Origin of the sequence: Variovorax guangxiensis, assembly GCF_003952165.1 — a bacterium.
GTDB classification, from domain to species: Bacteria; Pseudomonadota; Gammaproteobacteria; order Burkholderiales; family Burkholderiaceae_C; genus Variovorax; species Variovorax guangxiensis.
In genome coordinates this window covers 84264-101688 of sequence record NZ_RXFT01000005.1, presented here as the reverse complement: position 1 = coordinate 101688, position 17425 = coordinate 84264, and the positions used below count along the sequence as shown (strand labels likewise).

Genomic DNA, 17425 nt, shown 5'->3' with positions numbered 1-17425 from the left:
GAGACCGAACCATGACAAGCACTTCCGATGTGATCGACGCCGTCGTCCCCCTGACGCCGGACCAACCCAACTGGACGCTGCGCCGCCAGCGCGAAAAGGTGCTCGCCGCGACGCAGGGCAGCTACGACGCGATGTTTTCCCCTTCCGTCGAGGGCATCTCGGTGACCGAGCGGCTGCTGGTGGCGCTGCATGCCTGCTGCGTGTCGAAGGCCGACAGCCTGGCGGTGCACTACCGCGACCGGCTCGTGGCCGAAGGAGCCGACGCCGCCGTGGTCGCGGCGGTGGATGCCGGCAAGCCCGTCGCCGACGCCCGCCTGCAGGCCGTGCTGGCCTTCACCGGCAAGCTGATCGAGCGCCCCATCGAGGGCGACAAGGCCGCCGTGCAGTCGCTGGCCGCCAGCGGCCTGTCGACGCCCGCCATCGTGGCGATGAGCCAGCTGATCGCCTTCCTCTCGTACCAGATCCGCGTCGCCGCGGGGCTGAAGGCGCTGGCCGCGCTGGAGGCCGCAGCATGAGCGCCCCGATCCGCATCAAGGGCTTCACCAACGAAGTGCTCAAGTGGAAGCCGTGGCTGGACACGGTGAACGTCGACACCGCCACGCCCGAGCAGCTGGCGGCGCTGGACGAGATGAGCCCGCAGGCGCGCACCTCGCCCTACTTCCTGGTGCTGGCGCACCAGCCCGAGATACTGCTGCAGCGCTCCATCGCCTTCAACGCGATCATGTTCGCGCCGGGCGGCATGCCGCGCGCCGAGCGCGAGCTGGGTGCCACGGTGGAGTCGCGCGTCAACGGCTGCGTGTATTGCGCCTCGGTGCACGCGCAGCGCTTCGAGCAGCTGGCCAGGCGCAACGACGTGATCTCGCAGGTGTTCGAGGAGCCCGCGGGCGCCGGCACCACGGAACGCGAGAAGGCGATCGTCGATTTCTCGATCCGTCTGGGCGCCGAGCCCGACAAGGTCACGGCCGACGATGTTCGCAAGCTCAAGGACGTGGGGCTGGGCGAGCTGGAAATCCTCGACCTGATCCACTCGGTCGCCATCTTCGCCTGGGCCAACCGGCTGATGCTCAACCTCGGGGAACCGGTGTTCCCCGAAGCCGACACCTCCAACGCTTCATAGGCGGGAGAGCAGGCTGGCGACGGTTTCGCCGGCCAGGCCCAGTGGCCCGACCAGGTCGTTCTCGCGGCGGTAGTCGATGCCGTTGACCAGCGATGCCGCGTCCACGATGGTGCGGGTCGCGGGTGTCGGCACGCCCGCGATGGCGCCCAGCGCCTCGACGAAGGCCAGGCCGTAGGGCATGTCCTCGCTCAGGTAGCGCGTGTCCGTCTGCGTGGGGCCGGGCGGGCCGCCGCGCTTGGCGTGCAGTTCGGCGGCAATGTCGGCGAGCTTCTCGGCGGTGGTACCGAAGGAGCGCGCGAAATGCGCCTCGATGGGGCCGAGCTCGATGCCGAAGGCGGCCGCCACGGCGCGGCGCTCGGCGTCGAGTGCCTCGATCGCGCGCGATACGCCAGGCGTCATGCAGTGGTACTGCGGCCAGTTCTCGGCGCGCTCGATGCGCGTCCAGTTGAACACCGCGAGCGGCCCGTGCGACTGCGGGTTGACGTTGCCCAGGGCACTGGCGAGCGCGCTGCCCTGCGCGGAGAAGCCTTCGCCGAAGAGCTCCGTGCACAGCGCGACGGCTTCGTCGACCCGGCCGGCGGGCAGGGCGGAGACGCCGACCGCCTTGCGCCGCGTCATCACGCGCACCTGCGTGCCGGACTCGCGGCGCGCTGTCAGCACCGTGGTGCCGAAGCTGGCGACGGTGAGCCGCTGCAAACCCGCGCGTACCGCGGCTTCGTGCAGGTAGAGCGAGGACAGCGAGGCCATCGAGCTGACGATGACCGCCTGGCCGTCGCGCATGAAGGGCAGCAGCGCGTCCATCACGCGCCTGTGGCCGTTGACCGGCAGGGCGATCAGCAGCACGTCGGAGGCGGCGCAGAGCCCGGCTGCGTCGTCTGCGACCTCGACGTTCACCGAGAAAGACTCGATGCCGCCGGCTTCCAGCGGCTGCGTGCGCAGGGCATCCGCGCCCCGGCCGCCCGGCGACCAGATCGTGACGCCATGGCCTGCCCGCCGCAGCCAAGCTGCGTTGGCCAGCGCGATCGCTCCGGCGCCGGCGATGCCGACGCGGTACTTCTTGCCTGCAGCGGCCTCAGTCAACCTTGATTCCGCCCTGTTTGATCACCTTGGCCCAACGCTGGCTGTCCTCGGTCACGACCTTGCCGAGCGCTGCAGGCCCGCCGCAGGTGTTGACCGCGCCCAGTTGGGCGAAGCGCTGCTTCGTCTCCGGCAGGTTGCACACCTCGACCAGCGCCGCGGAAAGCTTCTCGACGCTCGCCGCCGGCATGCGCGCGGGCGCCATCACGCCGACCCAGACCGGCACTTCCATGCCCGGCAGGCCCGTCGCCTCGCCGATGGTCGGGGCGGAGCCCATGCTCGGCAGCGCCGCGCGCGAGAAGGTACCCAGCACGCGGGCCTTGCCGCTGGCGACCATGGGCTCGATCGAGGCCACGCTGGTCACGATGGTCGCCACCTGGCCGCCGAGCAGGTCGGTGAGGGCCGGCGCGGCGCCGCGGTAGGGCACGTGCAGCAGGTTCACGCCGCTGGCCTGGGCCAGCAGCGCACCGGTCAGGTGCGAGACGGTGCCGTTGCCGGTCGACGCGTAGGTAACCTGGCCCGGCCTGGCCTTGGCGTCGCGCAGCACGTCTGCCACCGTCTTGTAGGGGCTTTCGGCGCGCACCGAGAGCGTCATGGGCGTGTCGGCCACCAGGGCGACCGGCACCAGCTCGTGGACCGGGTCGTAGGGGAGCCTGGCCTGCAGGTGCGGCGCGATGGTTACCGCGCCGCCGGTGGCCAGCAGCACCGTGGCCCCGTCGGTCGCCTTGGCCACCGCATCGGCGGCCACGATGCCGCCGGCGCCGGCCTTGTTGTCGATGATGACCGGCTGGCCGAGCTTGTCGGTGAGCTTGGCGCCCAGGTAGCGGGCGATGACGTCCTGCGCGCCGCCGGTGGCGAAGGGCACGACGATGCGCAGGGGTTTGTCGTTCTGCTGGGCCCAGGCGGGGGTGGTGAGAGCGGCGGCAAGGCTGGCGGCGGCCGCGAGGGCCAGGGCGAGGTGTTTGAGGCGCAGTTTCATGGTGTGTTTTTCGTCCGCGTCAGGTAACGGGCAGGCATGCATTCTTCGCGAAACGCCGCGGAACCGGCTTCGCCGGGCCGCAGGTGTTGCCCCCGGAAGGGGGTTGGCGAAGCGACACGAAGTGCGCGCAGCCTGGGGGCGAGTCTAGTCCGGCGCGATAATCCCGCGTTCCCGGCCGCTTCCGAGCCGGGCTCTTGCCGAACCGCCATGAATCCCAGCTACAAACCCAGCGACGTCGAGTCCGCTGCCCAGGCGCAATGGAGCGCCGCCGATGCCTACCGCGTCACCGAGGACGCGAGCCGCAAGAAGTACTACGCCTGCTCGATGCTGCCGTACCCCAGCGGCAAGCTGCACATGGGCCACGTGCGCAACTACACGATCAACGACATGCTCACGCGCTACCTGCGCATGAGCGGCTACAACGTGCTGATGCCCATGGGCTGGGACGCCTTCGGCCTGCCGGCCGAGAACGCGGCGCTGAAGAACGGCGTGCCGCCGGCCAAGTGGACCTACGAGAACATCGCCTACATGAAGGGCCAGCTCCAGGCCATGGGCCTGGCCATCGACTGGAGCCGCGAGATCGCCACCTGCGACCCGAGCTACTACAAGTGGAACCAGTGGCTGTTCCTGAAGATGCTCGAAAAGGGCATCGCCTACCGCAAGACCCAGGTGGTCAACTGGGACCCGGTCGACCAGACCGTGCTGGCCAACGAGCAGGTGATCGACGGCAAGGGCTGGCGCACCGGCGCCACGGTCGAGCGCCGCGAGATCCCGGGCTACTACCTGAAGATCAGCGACTACGCCGAGGAACTGCTCGAGCACACCCAGCACAAGCTGCCGGGCTGGCCCGAGCGCGTCAAGCTGATGCAGGAGAACTGGATCGGCAAGAGCGAGGGCGTGCGCTTCGCCTTCACGCACGACATCAAGGGCGCCGACGGCAAGCTGATCCAGGACGGCCGCATGTACGTGTTCACCACGCGTGCCGACACCATCATGGGCGTGACCTTCTGCGCTGTCGCGCCCGAGCACCCGCTGGCCGCGCATGCCGCCACGCTCGACCCCAAGGTCGCGGCCTTCATCGAGGAATGCAAGAGCGGCGGCACCACCGAGGCCGAGCTGGCCACGCAGGAGAAGAAGGGCGTGCCCACCGGCCTCACGGTGATGCACCCGATCACCGACGAGCAGGTGCCGGTATGGGTCGGCAACTATGTGCTGATCAGCTACGGCGATGGCGCCGTGATGGGTGTGCCCGCGCACGACGAGCGCGACTTCGCCTTCGCCAACAAGTACGGCATCGAGATCATCCAGGTGGTGCTGGTCGACGACGAGCCGCACTTCGACTATCACAAGTGGCAGGACTGGTACGCCGACAAGCAGCGCGGCGTGACCATCAACTCCGACAACTTCAGCGGCATGACCTACAAGGAGGCCGTTGCAGCCGTGGCGCATGCGCTGGGCCAGAAGGGCCTGGGCGAGATGCAGACCACCTGGCGCCTGCGCGACTGGGGCGTGAGCCGCCAGCGCTACTGGGGCACGCCGATCCCGATCATCCACTGCGAAGAGCACGGCGCGGTGCCCGTCCCGGAGAAGGACCTGCCGGTGGTGCTGCCGACCGACTGCGTGCCCGACGGCTCGGGCAACCCGCTGCACAAGCACGAGGGCTTCCACGCCGGCGTGGTCTGCCCCGTGTGCGGCAAGCCCGCGCGGCGCGAGACCGACACGATGGACACCTTCGTCGACTCGTCGTGGTACTTCATGCGCTACTGCGACCCGAAGAACGACGCGGCGATGGTGGCCGAGGGCGCCGACTACTGGATGCCGATGGACCAGTACATCGGCGGCATCGAGCACGCCATCCTGCACCTGCTGTACGCGCGCTTCTGGACCAAGGTGATGCGCGACCTCGGCCTGCTGAAGGCCGACGAGCCCTTCAGCAAGCTGCTGACGCAGGGCATGGTGCTCAACCACATCTTCTACGCGCGCAACGCGAAGGGCGGCAAGGACTACTTCCCGCCCTCCGAAGTCACACCCGTGCTCGACGCCCAGGGCCGCATCGTCGGCGGCACCGCGGCCGACGGCACGAAGGTGGAATACGGCGGCGTCGGCAAGATGGGCAAGAGCGAGCGCAACGGCGTCGACCCGCAGGACCTCATCGAGAAATACGGTGCCGACACCGCGCGCCTGTACACCATGTTCACCGCGCCGCCCGAGGCCACGCTCGAGTGGAACGACGCGGCCGTCGAGGGCAGCTTCCGCTTCCTGCGCCGCGTGTGGAACTTCGGCGTGGCGCAGGCCGACGTGGCGCCCGTCGCACTCGCCGGCCAGGCCTTCGGCAAGAACGCCCAGGCGCTGCGCCGCGAGGTCCACACCGTGCTGCGCCAGGTCGACTACGACTACCAGCGCATGCAATACAACACGGTGGTGTCGGGCGCGATGAAGCTGCTCAACGCGCTGGAAGGCTTCAAGCCCGACGGCAGCGCGGGCGACGCCGCGGCACTGCGCGAGGGCTTCGGCATCCTGCTGCGCTGCCTCTATCCGGCCACGCCGCACATCGCCCAGCAGCTGTGGAGCGAGCTCGGCTACGACAAGGACCTGGGCGGCCTGCTCGACGCGCCCTGGCCCGTGGTCGACGTGGGCGCGCTGGTGCAGGACGAGATCGAGCTCATGCTGCAGGTCAACGGCAAGCTGCGCGGCAAGCTCAGCGTGCCGGCAGGCGCCTCGAAGGACGAGATCGAGAAGCTCGCGCTGGCCTGCGACGACTTCGTGGCCTTCGCCGAGGGGGCGTCCGCCAAGCGCGTGATCGTGGTTCCGGGCCGCCTGGTCAACGTGGTCATCTGAAACGCCGGACGAACGGCTCAATCAACCAAGCAAGCATGAACACTCGCAATGTCTCGCTGCCGCGCCGCGGCCTCCTCCTCGGGCTGGCGGCCGGCGCCTCGCTGGGCCTGGCCGGCTGCGGCTTCAAGCTGCGCGAGGCACCTGTCTTCGCGTTCAAGTCGCTGTCGGTGTCGGGCAACTCGGCCATGATCAACCAGATCCGGCGCGAGCTGCGGGCCACGGGCTCCGTGACGGTGATGTCGGCCGAGGACGCATCCAAGGCCGACGTCGTGCTCGAGATCCTGGGCGAGGACCGCAATCGCATCGTGATCTCTACCAATTCGGCGGGCCTCGTGCGCGAGCTGCAGCTTCAGCTGAAGGTGCGCTTCAAGCTGCGCACCCCGGGCGGCAAGGACCTGCTGCCGCCCACCGACGTCTCGCAGACGCGCGACCTGAGCTTCAACGAGACCAACGCGCTGGCCAAGGAAGGCGAGGCCGACCTGCTGTTCCGCGACATGCAGTCGGACATCGCACAGCAGTTGATGCGCCGGCTTGCGGCGCTCAAGGAAATCTGAGGCGGGTCCTTCGTTTCCATGCAACTTGCCAGCGCACAGCTCGCGGCCCATCTGCAGAAGGGCCTGAAGCCGCTCTACACGATCCACGGCGACGAGCCGCTGCTCGCGCAGGAGGCGGCCGACGCCATCCGCACGGCAGCGCGCGCGCAGGGCTACACCGAGCGCAGCTCTTACACGGTGGCCGGCGCGCACTTCGACTGGAGCGCGGTGCTCGCGGCCGGCGGCTCGCTCTCGCTGTTCGCCGACAAGCAGATAGTCGAGATCCGCATTCCCTCTGGCAAGCCCGGCAAGGACGGCAGCGCAGCCCTGCAGCAGCTGGCCGAGGCGGCGCCCGGCAACGACAGCACGCTCACGCTGGTGATGCTGCCGCGGCTGGACAAGGCCACGCGCACCGGGGCCTGGTTCTCGGCGCTGGAGAACAACGGCGCGAGTATCCAGGTCGACCCCATCGAGCGCAACGCGCTGCCGCAGTGGATCGCGCAGCGGCTGGGCCAGCAGGGGCAGCGCGTGATGCCCGGCGACGAAGGCCAGCGCACGCTGCAGTTCTTCGCCGATCGCGTGGAAGGCAACCTGCTGGCAGCGCACCAGGAGATCCAGAAGCTCGCGCTGCTGCATCCGGCCGGCGAGCTGAGTTGGGAGCAGGTGGAAGGCGCGGTCAACAACGTGGCGCGCTACGACGTCTTCAAGCTCTCCGAGGCCGTGCTGGCGGGCAATCCGCAGCGCGTGGCGCGCATGCTCGACGGCCTGCAGGCCGAGGGCGAGGCCGAAGTGCTGGTGCACTACGCGATCGCCGAGGACATCCGCGCCCTCAAGCGCGTGAAGGACGCCATGGCCTCGGGGCGCCCGCTGCCGATGGCGCTGCGCGAGAACCGCATCTGGGGCCCGCGCGAGCGCGCCTTCGAGCGCGTGCTGCCGCGCCTGGACGACCGCATGCTGGCGCGCCTGCTGCGAGCCGCGCACGTGGTGGACGGTATCGTGAAGGGGCTGAAGCAGCCCGACTGGCCCGCCAGCGGCTGGCAGGCGCTGCAGCGGCTGGCGCTGATGCTGTGCCGCGCCTGCGGCAGCGCGGGCGGCGCCCCTCGGCGCGCCTGAAGGCTGCCCGGCGAAGCGGGCTGGCGGCTCCAGCCGCCAAAAGGCCTGCGCCAGCCGGGCGGCGGGTCGGCGTGGGAAAATAGCCCGATGAACGCGTTCAACGTAAGCGAACACATGCAGACCCTGGGTCTGCAAGCCAAGACCGCCGCATTCCTCATGGCCCGTGCCGATGCGGCCAGCAAGAACAAGGCCCTGAAGGCGCTGGCCCGCCGCCTGCGCGAAGCCGGCCCGGCGCTCGCGGTCGCCAACCAGAAGGACCTGGAGCGCGCCACCGCCGCCGGCCTGCCTGCCCCGATGGTCGATCGCCTGAAGCTCACGCCCAAGGTCATCGAGACCGTCGCCCAGGGCTGCGAGCAACTCGCCGGCATGGCCGATGTCATCGGCGAGATCATCGGCATGAAGCAGCAGCCCAGCGGCATCCGCGTGGGGCAGATGCGCGTGCCGATCGGCGTGTTCGGCATGATCTACGAGAGCCGGCCCAACGTGACCATCGAGGCCGCGAGCCTGGCGATCAAGAGCGGCAACGCCGCCATCCTGCGCGGCGGCTCGGAGGCCATCGACTCGAACAAGGCGCTGGCGGTCCTGGTGTCCGAGGCGCTCGGAGAGGCCGGGCTGCCGGTCGAGGCGGTGCAGCTGGTGCAGACCACCGACCGCGAGGCCGTCGGCCAGTTGATCGCCATGCCGGAATTCGTCGACGTGATCATCCCGCGCGGCGGCAAGGGCCTGATCGAGCGCATCAGCCGCGACGCCAAGGTGCCGGTCATCAAGCACCTGGACGGCAACTGCCACGTCTACGTGGACGACACGGCCGAGTTCGAGATGGCGCTGCGCATCGTCGACAACGCCAAGACCCAGAAGTACAGCCCCTGCAACGCCGCCGAAGGCCTGCTGGTGTCGGCCGCGGTGGCCGAGGACTTCCTGCCCGAGATCGCCGCCATCTTCGCGGCCAAGGGCGTGGAAATGCGCTGCGACCCGGCGGCCGTTGCCATCCTGCGCGAGAGCGAGGCGCTGGGCGCGGTGAACCCGCCGGCGAAGATCGTCGACGCGGTGGAGTCCGACTGGTACGAGGAGTACCTCGCCGCGGTCATCAGCATCAGGGTGGTGGCCGGCGTGGACGAGGCCATCGCGCACATCAACCGCTACTCGAGCCACCACACCGACGCCATCGTCACGCGCGACCACGTGCATGCACAGCGCTTCCTGCGCGAGGTCGATTCGGCCAGCGTGATGGTCAATGCGAGCACACGCTTCGCGGACGGCTTCGAGTTCGGGCTGGGTGCCGAAATCGGCATCAGCACCGACAAGTTCCATGCGCGCGGCCCGGTGGGCATCGAGGGACTGACCTCGCTCAAGTACGTGGTGCTGGGGCAAGGCGAAGTCCGGACCTGATGTTCCGCACGGGAGCGGTCGATCCGATGCGTCCGCGCGCGGTCTTGTCATTGGGGCGACCAACCCCAAATCCTACAATTCCACTCCACCTTTAAGCACAAAACCAACAAGGCCGCTGCATGGTTCCGCATCTCGTCACCGCCCTGACCGGCCCGATCAACGAACTGGAGCAGCGGGTGCTCGACTCGATGCCTGCCATCGAGCGCTGGTTCCGGCTCGAGTGGATGGAGCACACGCCGCCTTTCTACAGCGCCGTCGACATCCGCAACGCGGGCTTCAAGCTGGCGCCGGTCGACACCAACCTCTTTCCGGGCGGCTGGAACAACCTCACCAAGGAAATGCTGCCGCTGGCAGTGCAGGCCGCGCAGGCGGCCATCGAGAAGATCTGTCCGGAGGCGCGCAACCTGCTCGTCATTCCGGAAAACCACTCCAAGAACACCTTTTATCTCGCCAACGTCGCGCAACTCGTGCGCATCTTCCACATGGCGGGGCTCAACGTACGCATCGGGTCGATCGATCCGGCGATCAAGTCGCCCAAGAAGATCGAACTGCCCAATGGCGAGACCGTAACGCTGGAGCCGGTGGTGCGCACCAAGCGGCGTCTGGGGCTCAAGAACTTCGATCCGTGCACAATTCTCCTTAACAACGAGCTTTCTGCGGGAACTCCCGGCATCCTCGAAGATTTACACGAGCAGTACCTGTTGCCACCGCTGCATGCGGGCTGGTCGGTGCGCCGCAAGAGCAATCACCTGCACAGCTACGAGGAGCTGTCCAAGCGCTTCGGCAAGCTGCTGGGCATCGACCCGTGGCTCATCAACCCGATCTATGCGCGCGCCGAGGGCGTCGACGTGGCCGAGGGCCGCGGCATCGACGTGCTCACCAGCCATGTGGATGCGGTGCTGACCAAGGTGCGCCGCAAGTACAAGGAATACGGCATCAACGAGAAGCCCTTCGTGGTCGTCAAGGGCGGCCACAGCGGAAGCGGCAGCCCCGGCGTGGTGACGGTTCGCGACGCCAAGGACGTGGAGTCGCTGATCGGCAAGCCGCGCGGCGGTGCCAGCGCCAGCGTTCCGGCGGCATCCGCGAGGAACGCCGCCGGCCGCGACCTGCGCGAGCCGACGGAGCTGATCGTCCAGGAAGGCGTGCTCACCAACGAGCGCGTGCACAACGGCGTGGCCGAACCGGTGGTCTACATGATGGACCGCTACGTGGTCGGCGGCTTCTACCGGGTGCACGCCGAGCGCGCCGCCGACGAGAACCTGAAGCTGCCGGGCGCGAGCTTCGTGCCGCTGGCCTTCTCTGAAAGTGCGCACTTGCCACAGCCGGGCGCCAAGCCTGGCGCCAGCGCGCCCAACCGCTTCTACATGTACGGCGTGGTCGGCCGGCTGGCCATGGTGGCCGCCAGCTACGAGATGGAAGCGACCGATCCGGACGCCGAAATCTACGAGTGATTGGCCGGGGGCTCCCTGCCTCGGCTTGCACCGGGCGCAGGCGGCGGCAAAATAGCGGCCCCACAGCAACGGAAACAAAAGGGCGGGAGGGCGATCCGGGTGAACTAAAGTTCGCCGTTCGCGCCCGGCGTGCCTGACGCGTCGATTCCAGCAGCCTGCCCTTTTCCCATCGACTTCGTGTCAGCCCCCAAAAATCTCTCAGCCGGCCTGATCGTCGGCGCCATCGGCGTCGTCTATGGCGACATCGGCACCAGCGTGCTGTACGCCGTCAAGGAAGTGTTCGGCCACGGCCACGTGCCTTTCACCGTCGAGAACGTCTACGGCATCCTGTCGATGTTCTTCTGGACGCTCACCGTCATCGTCTCCATCAAGTACGTCGTGCTCGTGCTGCGGGCCGACAACGAAGGCGAGGGCGGCCTGGTCGCCATGCTGGCGCTGGCCTCCCGAGCGGTGGCCGACAAGCCCAGGCTGCGCCACCTGCTGCTGGTGGTCGGCATCTTCGGCACCTCGCTCTTCTATGGCGACGGGGTCATCACCCCGGCCATCTCGGTGCTCTCGGCGGTCGAGGGCCTGGAGGTGGTGTCGCCGCACTTCACGCACTACGTCATTCCGCTCACGCTGGTCGTGCTGTTCTGCCTGTTCGTGGTGCAGAAGCGCGGCACCGCCGGCATCGGCAAGTTCTTCGGGCCGGTGACGCTGACCTGGTTCATCGCGATCGCGGTGCTCGGCGTGTCGCAGATCCTGCACCACCCCGAGATCCTGAAGGCGCTGAACCCGTTCTACGCGCTGAAGTTCATGTGGGACAACCCCGGCACCAGCTTCATCCTGCTGGGCGCGACCGTGCTGTGCGTGACCGGCGCCGAGGCGCTGTACGCCGACCTCGGCCACTTCGGCAAGAGCCCGATCCGCATCGCGTGGTTCTCGGTGGTGATGCCCGCCCTCACGCTCAACTACTTCGGCCAGGGCGCGCTGCTGCTGGAGAACCCCGAGGCGGTGAAGAACCCGTTCTTCATGATGGCGCCCGAGTGGGCGCTCATTCCGCTGGTGCTGCTTGCTACCGCAGCCACGGTGATCGCGTCGCAGGCCCTCATCACCGGCGCCTTCAGCGTGACGCGCCAGGTGATCCAGCTGGGCTACCTGCCGCGCCTGAACATCGAACACACCAGCGTGCGCACGGCGGGCCAGATCTACATTCCGCTGGTCAACTGGGGCCTGTTCGTGGCCATCGTGCTGGCGGTGGTCATGTTCCGCTCGTCGAGCAGCCTGGCCGCGGCCTACGGCATCGCCGTGACCACCGACATGCTGATCACCACGGTGCTCACTTTCTTCGTGATCCGCTATGCGTGGAAGCTTCCCCTGGCGCTGTGCATCGCCTCCACCGCGGTCTTCTTCGTGGTCGACTTCCTGTTCTTCGCGTCGAACCTGCTCAAGCTCTTCGAGGGCGGCTGGTTCCCGCTCTTGATCGGCGGCTTCGTCTTCACGCTGATGATCACCTGGAAGGAAGGCCGCCGCCTGATGGGCGAGGCGCAGCACGCCGACGCCATCGACCTGAAGTCCTTCCTCGATTCCGTGTTCGTGAGCCCGCCCGCGCGCGTCGACGGCACGGCGGTGTTTCTCACGGCCGAGCCGGGCGTGGTGCCCAACGCGCTGCTGCACAACCTGAAGCACAACAAGGTGCTGCACGAGCAGAACATGTTCGTCACCGTGCGCAACCACGAGGTGCCGTGGATCCCGATGGACAAGCGCATCGAGATCGAGGCGCTGGGCCACCACTGCTGGCAGATCATCGTCCACTACGGCTTCAAGAACGACATCGACCTGCCGCGCGCGCTGGAGAACGCGCGCATGCGCGGCTGCCAGCTGGAGCAGATGACGACGAGCTACTTTCTGTCGCGCGACGTGGTGATTCCCACCTTGGGCAGCGGCATGGCGCCGTGGCGCGAGAAGCTGTTCGCGCAGATGCACCACAACGCGAGCGGTGCGGCGGCCTTCCTGGGGCTGCCGAACAACGCGGTGGTGGAGCTGGGGTCGAAGATCGAGATCTGATCCGAGGGCGGGCGCGGCTCAGTCGAATTCTCCCGGCCGCTCCTTCTCGAGCCCGGCCACGTGCGCGGCGATCGCACCGGGCGTGGTGAACCAGACATCGCCCCGGTCGCGCGCCTGCGCCAGCCGCTCCAGCGCGCTGCGCAGGTGCCTCAGCCGGTAGGGCTGCCCCACGATGTACGGATGCAGCGCCAGCCCCATCACCAGCGGCTGCGCGCGCGACTGATCGAGCATTTCCTCGAAGTTGTCGATCACCATCGCGCTGAAGTCCTTCGCGTCCATTAGGCGGCCGACGATCATCGGGATGTCGTTGAGCTCCTGCGGGTACGGCACCGACCACAGCGAGCCGCCGCCGCGCGTGCGCATGCGCAGTGGTTGGTCGTCGTGGCACCAGTTGAGCGTGTAGCCGTAGCCGGTCTCGGCCAGCAGGTCGGGCGTGAGGGCGCTTTCGGAAATCCACGGCGAGAGCCAACCCGCGGGCGCTTGCCCGCTTTCACGCAGCATGCGTTCGCGGCAGCGCAGCAGCAGCGCGCGCTCGTGTTCCTCGTCGAGCACGCCCTGGCGTTCGGCGTTGCTGTGGCCGTGGCCGATGAGCTCGTCGCCGCGCGCCACCAGGGCCTGGACCAGCTCCGGGCAGTGGTCATACAGCGCGGTGTTGACGAGCGCCCCGGTCGGCAGCGCGAGCGAATCGAACAGTTCGAGACAACGCCAAGCACCCACGCGGTTGCCATATTCGCGCCAGCCGTGGTTGAGCACGTCCGGCTGAGGCGAGGCCGGGCCGATGCATGCGCCCAGTCCGTCGCCGAAGGCGAAGTGCTCGACGTTGAAGCCGATGTACACCGCCAGCCGCGCGCCGTTCGGCCACGCGTAGTCGGGCCGCCGCGTGATGGGCCGGTAGTCGAAGCGGTCGTGCGTGGGGAGCCGGTCGGGCCAGCGCGTCGTCATGCCGCCGGCCTCATCACAGCACGGCGAGCCCGGCGCGCACCAGCAGCCATTCGGCGCTGTCGTTCCAGACGTCCATCTGCACGATCAGGCCGTGGCGCACCACGTAGCGGTCGACGTACCGGTTGTCTTCGAAGGCTGTGCCATCGGGCCACGCACCGTAGAGCGTGCCGAGGCTGTAGACCACCGTTTCCTCGGGCGTGCCGCCGGCCACCGTTTCAGTGCGCTCGATCTTCTTCTTGACCCAGGCGTAGCGCCGGGCGTTGAAGGCCGAGGTGTCGGCTGGCGCGTGCATCGGGCGGTTGCCGGTGAAGCGGATGCGGATGTCGGGCGCGGTGAAGCGCGAGGCCGACTGCGGGTCCGGGATCATCACCAGACGAAGGAATTCGTCGACCACGGCGGCGGGATCGAGCGCAGGGCCGCCCTGCGAAATGGATGTGTCCACGAGGTTCTCCGAGAGTTGTCGGAGGTGGAGACACGCAATTCCCGTGCCGGATGGTTGACTTTATCGGGCGAAGATTGTTGACCATCCTGCGCCCTTGGGCGCCCGGCACAATCGCCCGGATGCGCGCTGCGCGACAAGGCCGGACGCGGTGGGCCGAAGAGAAAAAAGCCCCCGCCGGCAAGGACATCGCCGCTTCCGGCAACATCGCGCCCCGACACCCATGCCAATGGCCGCCGCGCCCCGGCAACGCAAGAAAGAACGCCTGATGAAAAACATCCTCTTCGTCGCCGATCCCCTCGATCACTTCAAGATCTACAAGGACACGACCTTCTCGATGATGCGCGAGGCGCAGCGCCGCGGCTACCGGATCGCGGCCTGCCTGCCGCAGGACATCCAATGGAAGTCGGGCGGCGTGGTCACGGCCACGGTGCAGCAGATCACGCTGACCGGCGACGCGAGGGACTGGTACCGCGTCGACATCTCCGAGGCCAAGGCGCTGAAAGATTTCGACGCCGTGCTCATGCGCAAGGACCCGCCCTTCGACGCCGAGTACATCTACGCCACGCACCTGCTGGAGCAGGCCGAACGCGAGGGCGCCCAGGTGATCAACAAGCCGCGCGCGCTGCGCGACCACCCCGAGAAGCTCGCGATCATGGAGTTTCCGCAGTTCACCACGCCCACGCTGGTGACGCGCAGCGCGCAAGCCGTGCGCGACTTCCACGCCGAGCACGGCGACATCATCCTCAAGCCGCTCGACGGCATGGGCGGCATGGGCATCTTTCGCGTGAAGCAGGACGCGCTGAACCTCGGCTCCATCGTCGAGACGCTCAACAAGGACGGCGCCGAAACCATCATGGTGCAGCGCTTCGTGCCCGAGATCTCGCAGGGCGACAAGCGCATCCTCATCATCGCGGGCGAGCCGGCGCCCTTCGTGCTGGCGCGCATTCCGCAGGGCACAGAGGTGCGCGGCAACCTGGCGGCCGGCGGCAAGGGCGTGGCCCAGCCGCTCACGCCGCGCAACCGCGAGATCGCCGAGACCGTGGGCCGCGCGCTGGCGCCGCGCGGGCTGCTGCTGATCGGGCTCGACGTGATCGGCGACTCGGTCACCGAGATCAACGTGACCAGCCCGACCTGCTTCCAGGAGATCACCGAGCAGACCGGCTTCGACGTGCCGGCGATGTTCATCGACGCGCTCGAGGCGAACCTGCGCGAGCAGGGCCGCTGAGCGCGCCGCGGCGGTCAATCAGAAGTCGATCGTGCCGCTCACCGCGAAGGTGCGCGGCGCACCCAGCACCAGGTAGTTGCTGCCCTGCGTGCCGCCCACCGAGGCCCAGTACGACTTGTTGAAGAGGTTGTCGATGCGCGCGCGCAGCGTGAGCAGGCGGCCGTTGCCCAGGTCGACCAGGTAGCGCGCGCCCACGTCGAAGCGCGTCCACGACGGCACCGACTGCGTGTTGGCGGCGTTGGCGTACTGCTTCGAGGTGTAGAGCAAGCGGGCGTTCAGCGACAGGTTGCGCACGCCGGGCACGTCCCATTCGGCGCCGAGGTTGGCCTGCTGCTTCGCCACGCCGATGGCGGTGAGGCCATCGGTGGCGCCGCCTTGCGTGTTCTTCTGCTTGGCGTCGAGCAGCGTCAGGCCGCCGAGCAGGCGCAGGCCCTTGGCGGGCTGGCCGAACACCGACAACTCCAGCCCTTGGTTGCGCTGCTTGCCGTAGAGGCCGTAGGTCTGGCCCGCGTAATAGTAGGTGGGCTGGTCGGTGGTGAAGAACGCCGCGCTCGCGCCCAGCGTGCCGCCGTCGTACTTGACGCCGATCTCCTTCTGCTTGGCCTGATAGGGCGCGAAGATCTCGCCCGCATTGGTGACGGGCAGGCCGTTGACCGTACCCGGTGCCACGTTGCCCTTGACGAGGCCTTCGATGTAGTTGGCGTAGGCCGAGACGGTCGGCGTGATCTTGAACACGACGCCGGCTACCGGCGTGGTCTTGCTCTTGTCGTAGGTGCTCGACTGCTTGAGCGTGGTGTAGGCGTAGCTGGTCTGCTCGATGGTCTGGCGGCGCGCGCCGAGCGTGACGAGCAGGCGGTCGTCCATGAACGCCATGGTGTCGGCAATGGCCACGCTCGACGTGTCTATCTTGTCGGTCAGGCGCGGGTCTTCCAGCGTGTTGCCGGTGAAGGAATTGGCGACGGGGTACGGCGACGCGTACGGCGCGTAGATGTTGTTGCGGATGGTGCCGCGCGAGATCGTGTAGGCGTTGTCGCGGTCGTTGCTGTACTTGGCCGCCGACACCACCACGGCGTGCTTCACCGGGCCGGTCGCGAAGTTGCCGCGCACGCCGATCTCGGCGGTGCCGATGCGGTCCTTGCGGGTGTTGCTGAAGCGGGTGTTGCTGGTGTTGCCGAAGGCGTCGGCGAGCGTGGGGTTCGACAGCACGTTGTCCTCGTCGCTGCGGCGCACGCCGCCGGCGGCCCAGGCCGTGATGTTGTCGGTGATGTCGACCTCGCCGCGGAAGGTGGCGAACTTGTCCTTTTCCTTCGAATAGGTCCAGGGCTGGGCGAAGTTGGTGCGGGCGTCGGGCGCGCGCGGGATCGGCAGCGTCGACGAGGGCGTCAGGCTCGGGCGTCCGTCTTTCAGGTCGTAGTCTTGATAGCCGAAGTCGGCCGACAGGCGCACGTTGCGGTTGTGCCAGTCGAGGCCGACGTTGAAGGCGCTGAGCTGCTGGCTCTCGTTCTTCACGCCGGTGCCGCCTTCGCGGCGCACCGCGTTCACGCGCACGCCCAGGCTGTCGCCGGGGCCGAAGCGGCGCGCCAGGTCGAGGTTGACGTAGCCCTGGCCGCCGGTCTGCACGCCGAAGCCGACGCGGGTGAGCGGCTCGTTGGGCGCGCGCTTGGGCAGCAGGTTGATCGCACCGCCGATGCCGCTGCCGCCGGGCGCTGCGCCGTTCAGGAAGGTGTTGGCGCCGCGGAAGACTTCCACGCGCTCGAAGAATTCCGAAGCGATGTACTGGCGCGGCAGCATGCCGTACAGGCCGTTGTAGGCGACGTCGTCGGAGTACACGGGGAAGCCGCGCACCACGTACAGCTCCTGGAAGTTGCCGAAGCCGCGAGCCTGGCGCACCGACGGATCGTTGAGCAGCACGTCGGCCACGCTCTTGGCCTGCTGGTCCTGGATCAGCTCGTTGGTGTAGTTGGTGCTGGAAAACGGCGTGCTCATCATGTCCTGGTTGCCCAGGATGCCGACCCGGCCGCCGCGCGACACCTGTCCGCCGGCGTAGGGTTTGGTCAGGCCCTCGGCCGAGGCGTCGGCGCTGGCTTCGACGGTCACGGTGGACAGCGTGCCGCCGCTCGAAACCACCGCAGCCGCCGGCTGCGTTGCGGTGGTCTGGGCCAGAGCTACCGCGGCATTCAGCGCAAGCAGCGTTGCGACCACGGTCGGCCGGAGATGGAAGAAGGAAGCGGGCATGAACGGTTCAATTTGCAAATGAGAACCGTTATTGTTTA

The 17425-nt window shown here is 68.1% G+C and carries 14 protein-coding genes; 9 read left to right on the top strand and 5 right to left on the bottom strand.

All coding sequences use genetic code 11. The annotated features are described in order from the left end of the window. The first annotated feature begins 11 nt into the window (after positions 1-11). Complete coding sequence (locus EJP67_RS13525) at positions 12-515, top strand: CMD domain-containing protein (RefSeq protein ID WP_126022236.1); 504 nt, start codon at positions 12-14, stop codon at positions 513-515. Next, positions 512-1117 carry a peroxidase-related enzyme gene (locus tag EJP67_RS13520; protein ID WP_126022235.1) on the top strand — a complete coding sequence of 202 codons (606 nt, stop codon included), beginning with the start codon at positions 512-514 and terminating at the stop codon, positions 1115-1117. Before EJP67_RS13525 ends, EJP67_RS13520 begins: the two co-directional genes overlap by 4 nt. Here EJP67_RS13520 and EJP67_RS13515 read toward each other — a convergent pair. Both EJP67_RS13515 and EJP67_RS13510 read right to left on the bottom strand, forming a co-directional pair. Further along, complete coding sequence (locus tag EJP67_RS13515) at positions 1112-2197, bottom strand: NAD/NADP octopine/nopaline dehydrogenase family protein (RefSeq protein WP_126022234.1); 1086 nt, start codon at positions 2195-2197, stop codon at positions 1112-1114. The genes EJP67_RS13520 and EJP67_RS13515 overlap by 6 nt on opposite strands. Beyond that, positions 2190-3173 (bottom strand): Bug family tripartite tricarboxylate transporter substrate binding protein, encoded by a 984-nt coding sequence (locus EJP67_RS13510; RefSeq protein ID WP_126022233.1) that lies wholly within the window; start codon positions 3171-3173, stop codon positions 2190-2192. Before EJP67_RS13510 ends, EJP67_RS13515 begins: the two co-directional genes overlap by 8 nt. A 207-nt stretch (positions 3174-3380) precedes the next feature. Between EJP67_RS13510 and leuS the strand changes: the two genes are divergently transcribed. The 6 genes from leuS to EJP67_RS13480 all read left to right on the top strand — a co-directional run bounded on the left by leuS (position 3381) and on the right by EJP67_RS13480 (position 12543). Next, positions 3381-6011, top strand: coding sequence for a leucine--tRNA ligase (gene leuS / locus EJP67_RS13505; RefSeq protein WP_126022232.1), 2631 nt, complete (start codon positions 3381-3383; stop codon positions 6009-6011). A 35-nt stretch (positions 6012-6046) separates the two neighbouring features. Further along, complete coding sequence (locus tag EJP67_RS13500) at positions 6047-6565, top strand: LPS-assembly lipoprotein LptE (protein WP_126022231.1); 519 nt, start codon at positions 6047-6049, stop codon at positions 6563-6565. A gap of 18 nt (positions 6566-6583) precedes the next feature. Beyond that, positions 6584-7657 (top strand): DNA polymerase III subunit delta, encoded by a 1074-nt coding sequence (gene holA / locus EJP67_RS13495; RefSeq protein WP_126022230.1) that lies wholly within the window; start codon positions 6584-6586, stop codon positions 7655-7657. Between the two features lie 87 nt (positions 7658-7744). Beyond that, positions 7745-9046, top strand: a complete 1302-nt coding sequence (locus EJP67_RS13490) for a glutamate-5-semialdehyde dehydrogenase (protein WP_126022229.1) — start codon at positions 7745-7747, stop codon at positions 9044-9046. Between the two features lie 119 nt (positions 9047-9165). Further along, positions 9166-10497, top strand: coding sequence for a glutamate--cysteine ligase (gene gshA / locus EJP67_RS13485; protein ID WP_126022228.1), 1332 nt, complete (start codon positions 9166-9168; stop codon positions 10495-10497). Positions 10498-10674: 177 nt separating this feature from the next. Then, positions 10675-12543 carry a potassium transporter Kup gene (locus EJP67_RS13480; RefSeq protein ID WP_126022227.1) on the top strand — a complete coding sequence of 623 codons (1869 nt, stop codon included), beginning with the start codon at positions 10675-10677 and terminating at the stop codon, positions 12541-12543. 18 nt (positions 12544-12561) lie between these two features. On the opposite strand, the gene EJP67_RS13475 is transcribed toward EJP67_RS13480, so the two are convergent. Together EJP67_RS13475 and EJP67_RS13470 are read right to left on the bottom strand one after the other, a co-directional pair. Continuing rightward, entirely contained in the window at positions 12562-13485 is a 924-nt protein-coding gene (locus EJP67_RS13475; protein WP_126022226.1) for a polysaccharide deacetylase family protein, read from the bottom strand. Positions 13486-13498: 13 nt separating this feature from the next. After that, complete coding sequence (locus EJP67_RS13470; RefSeq protein ID WP_126022225.1) at positions 13499-13927, bottom strand: nuclear transport factor 2 family protein; 429 nt, start codon at positions 13925-13927, stop codon at positions 13499-13501. A 265-nt stretch (positions 13928-14192) separates the two neighbouring features. On the opposite strand from EJP67_RS13470, the gene gshB reads away from it, so the two are divergent. After that, complete coding sequence (gshB, locus tag EJP67_RS13465) at positions 14193-15152, top strand: glutathione synthase (RefSeq protein ID WP_126022224.1); 960 nt, start codon at positions 14193-14195, stop codon at positions 15150-15152. A gap of 18 nt (positions 15153-15170) precedes the next feature. Here the strand turns inward: gshB and EJP67_RS13460 are convergent, their stop codons facing one another. After that, positions 15171-17387: a TonB-dependent receptor gene (locus EJP67_RS13460; protein WP_126022223.1), complete on the bottom strand. Its 2217-nt coding sequence runs from the start codon at positions 17385-17387 to the stop codon at positions 15171-15173. Between the last annotated feature and the right edge of the window lie 38 nt (positions 17388-17425).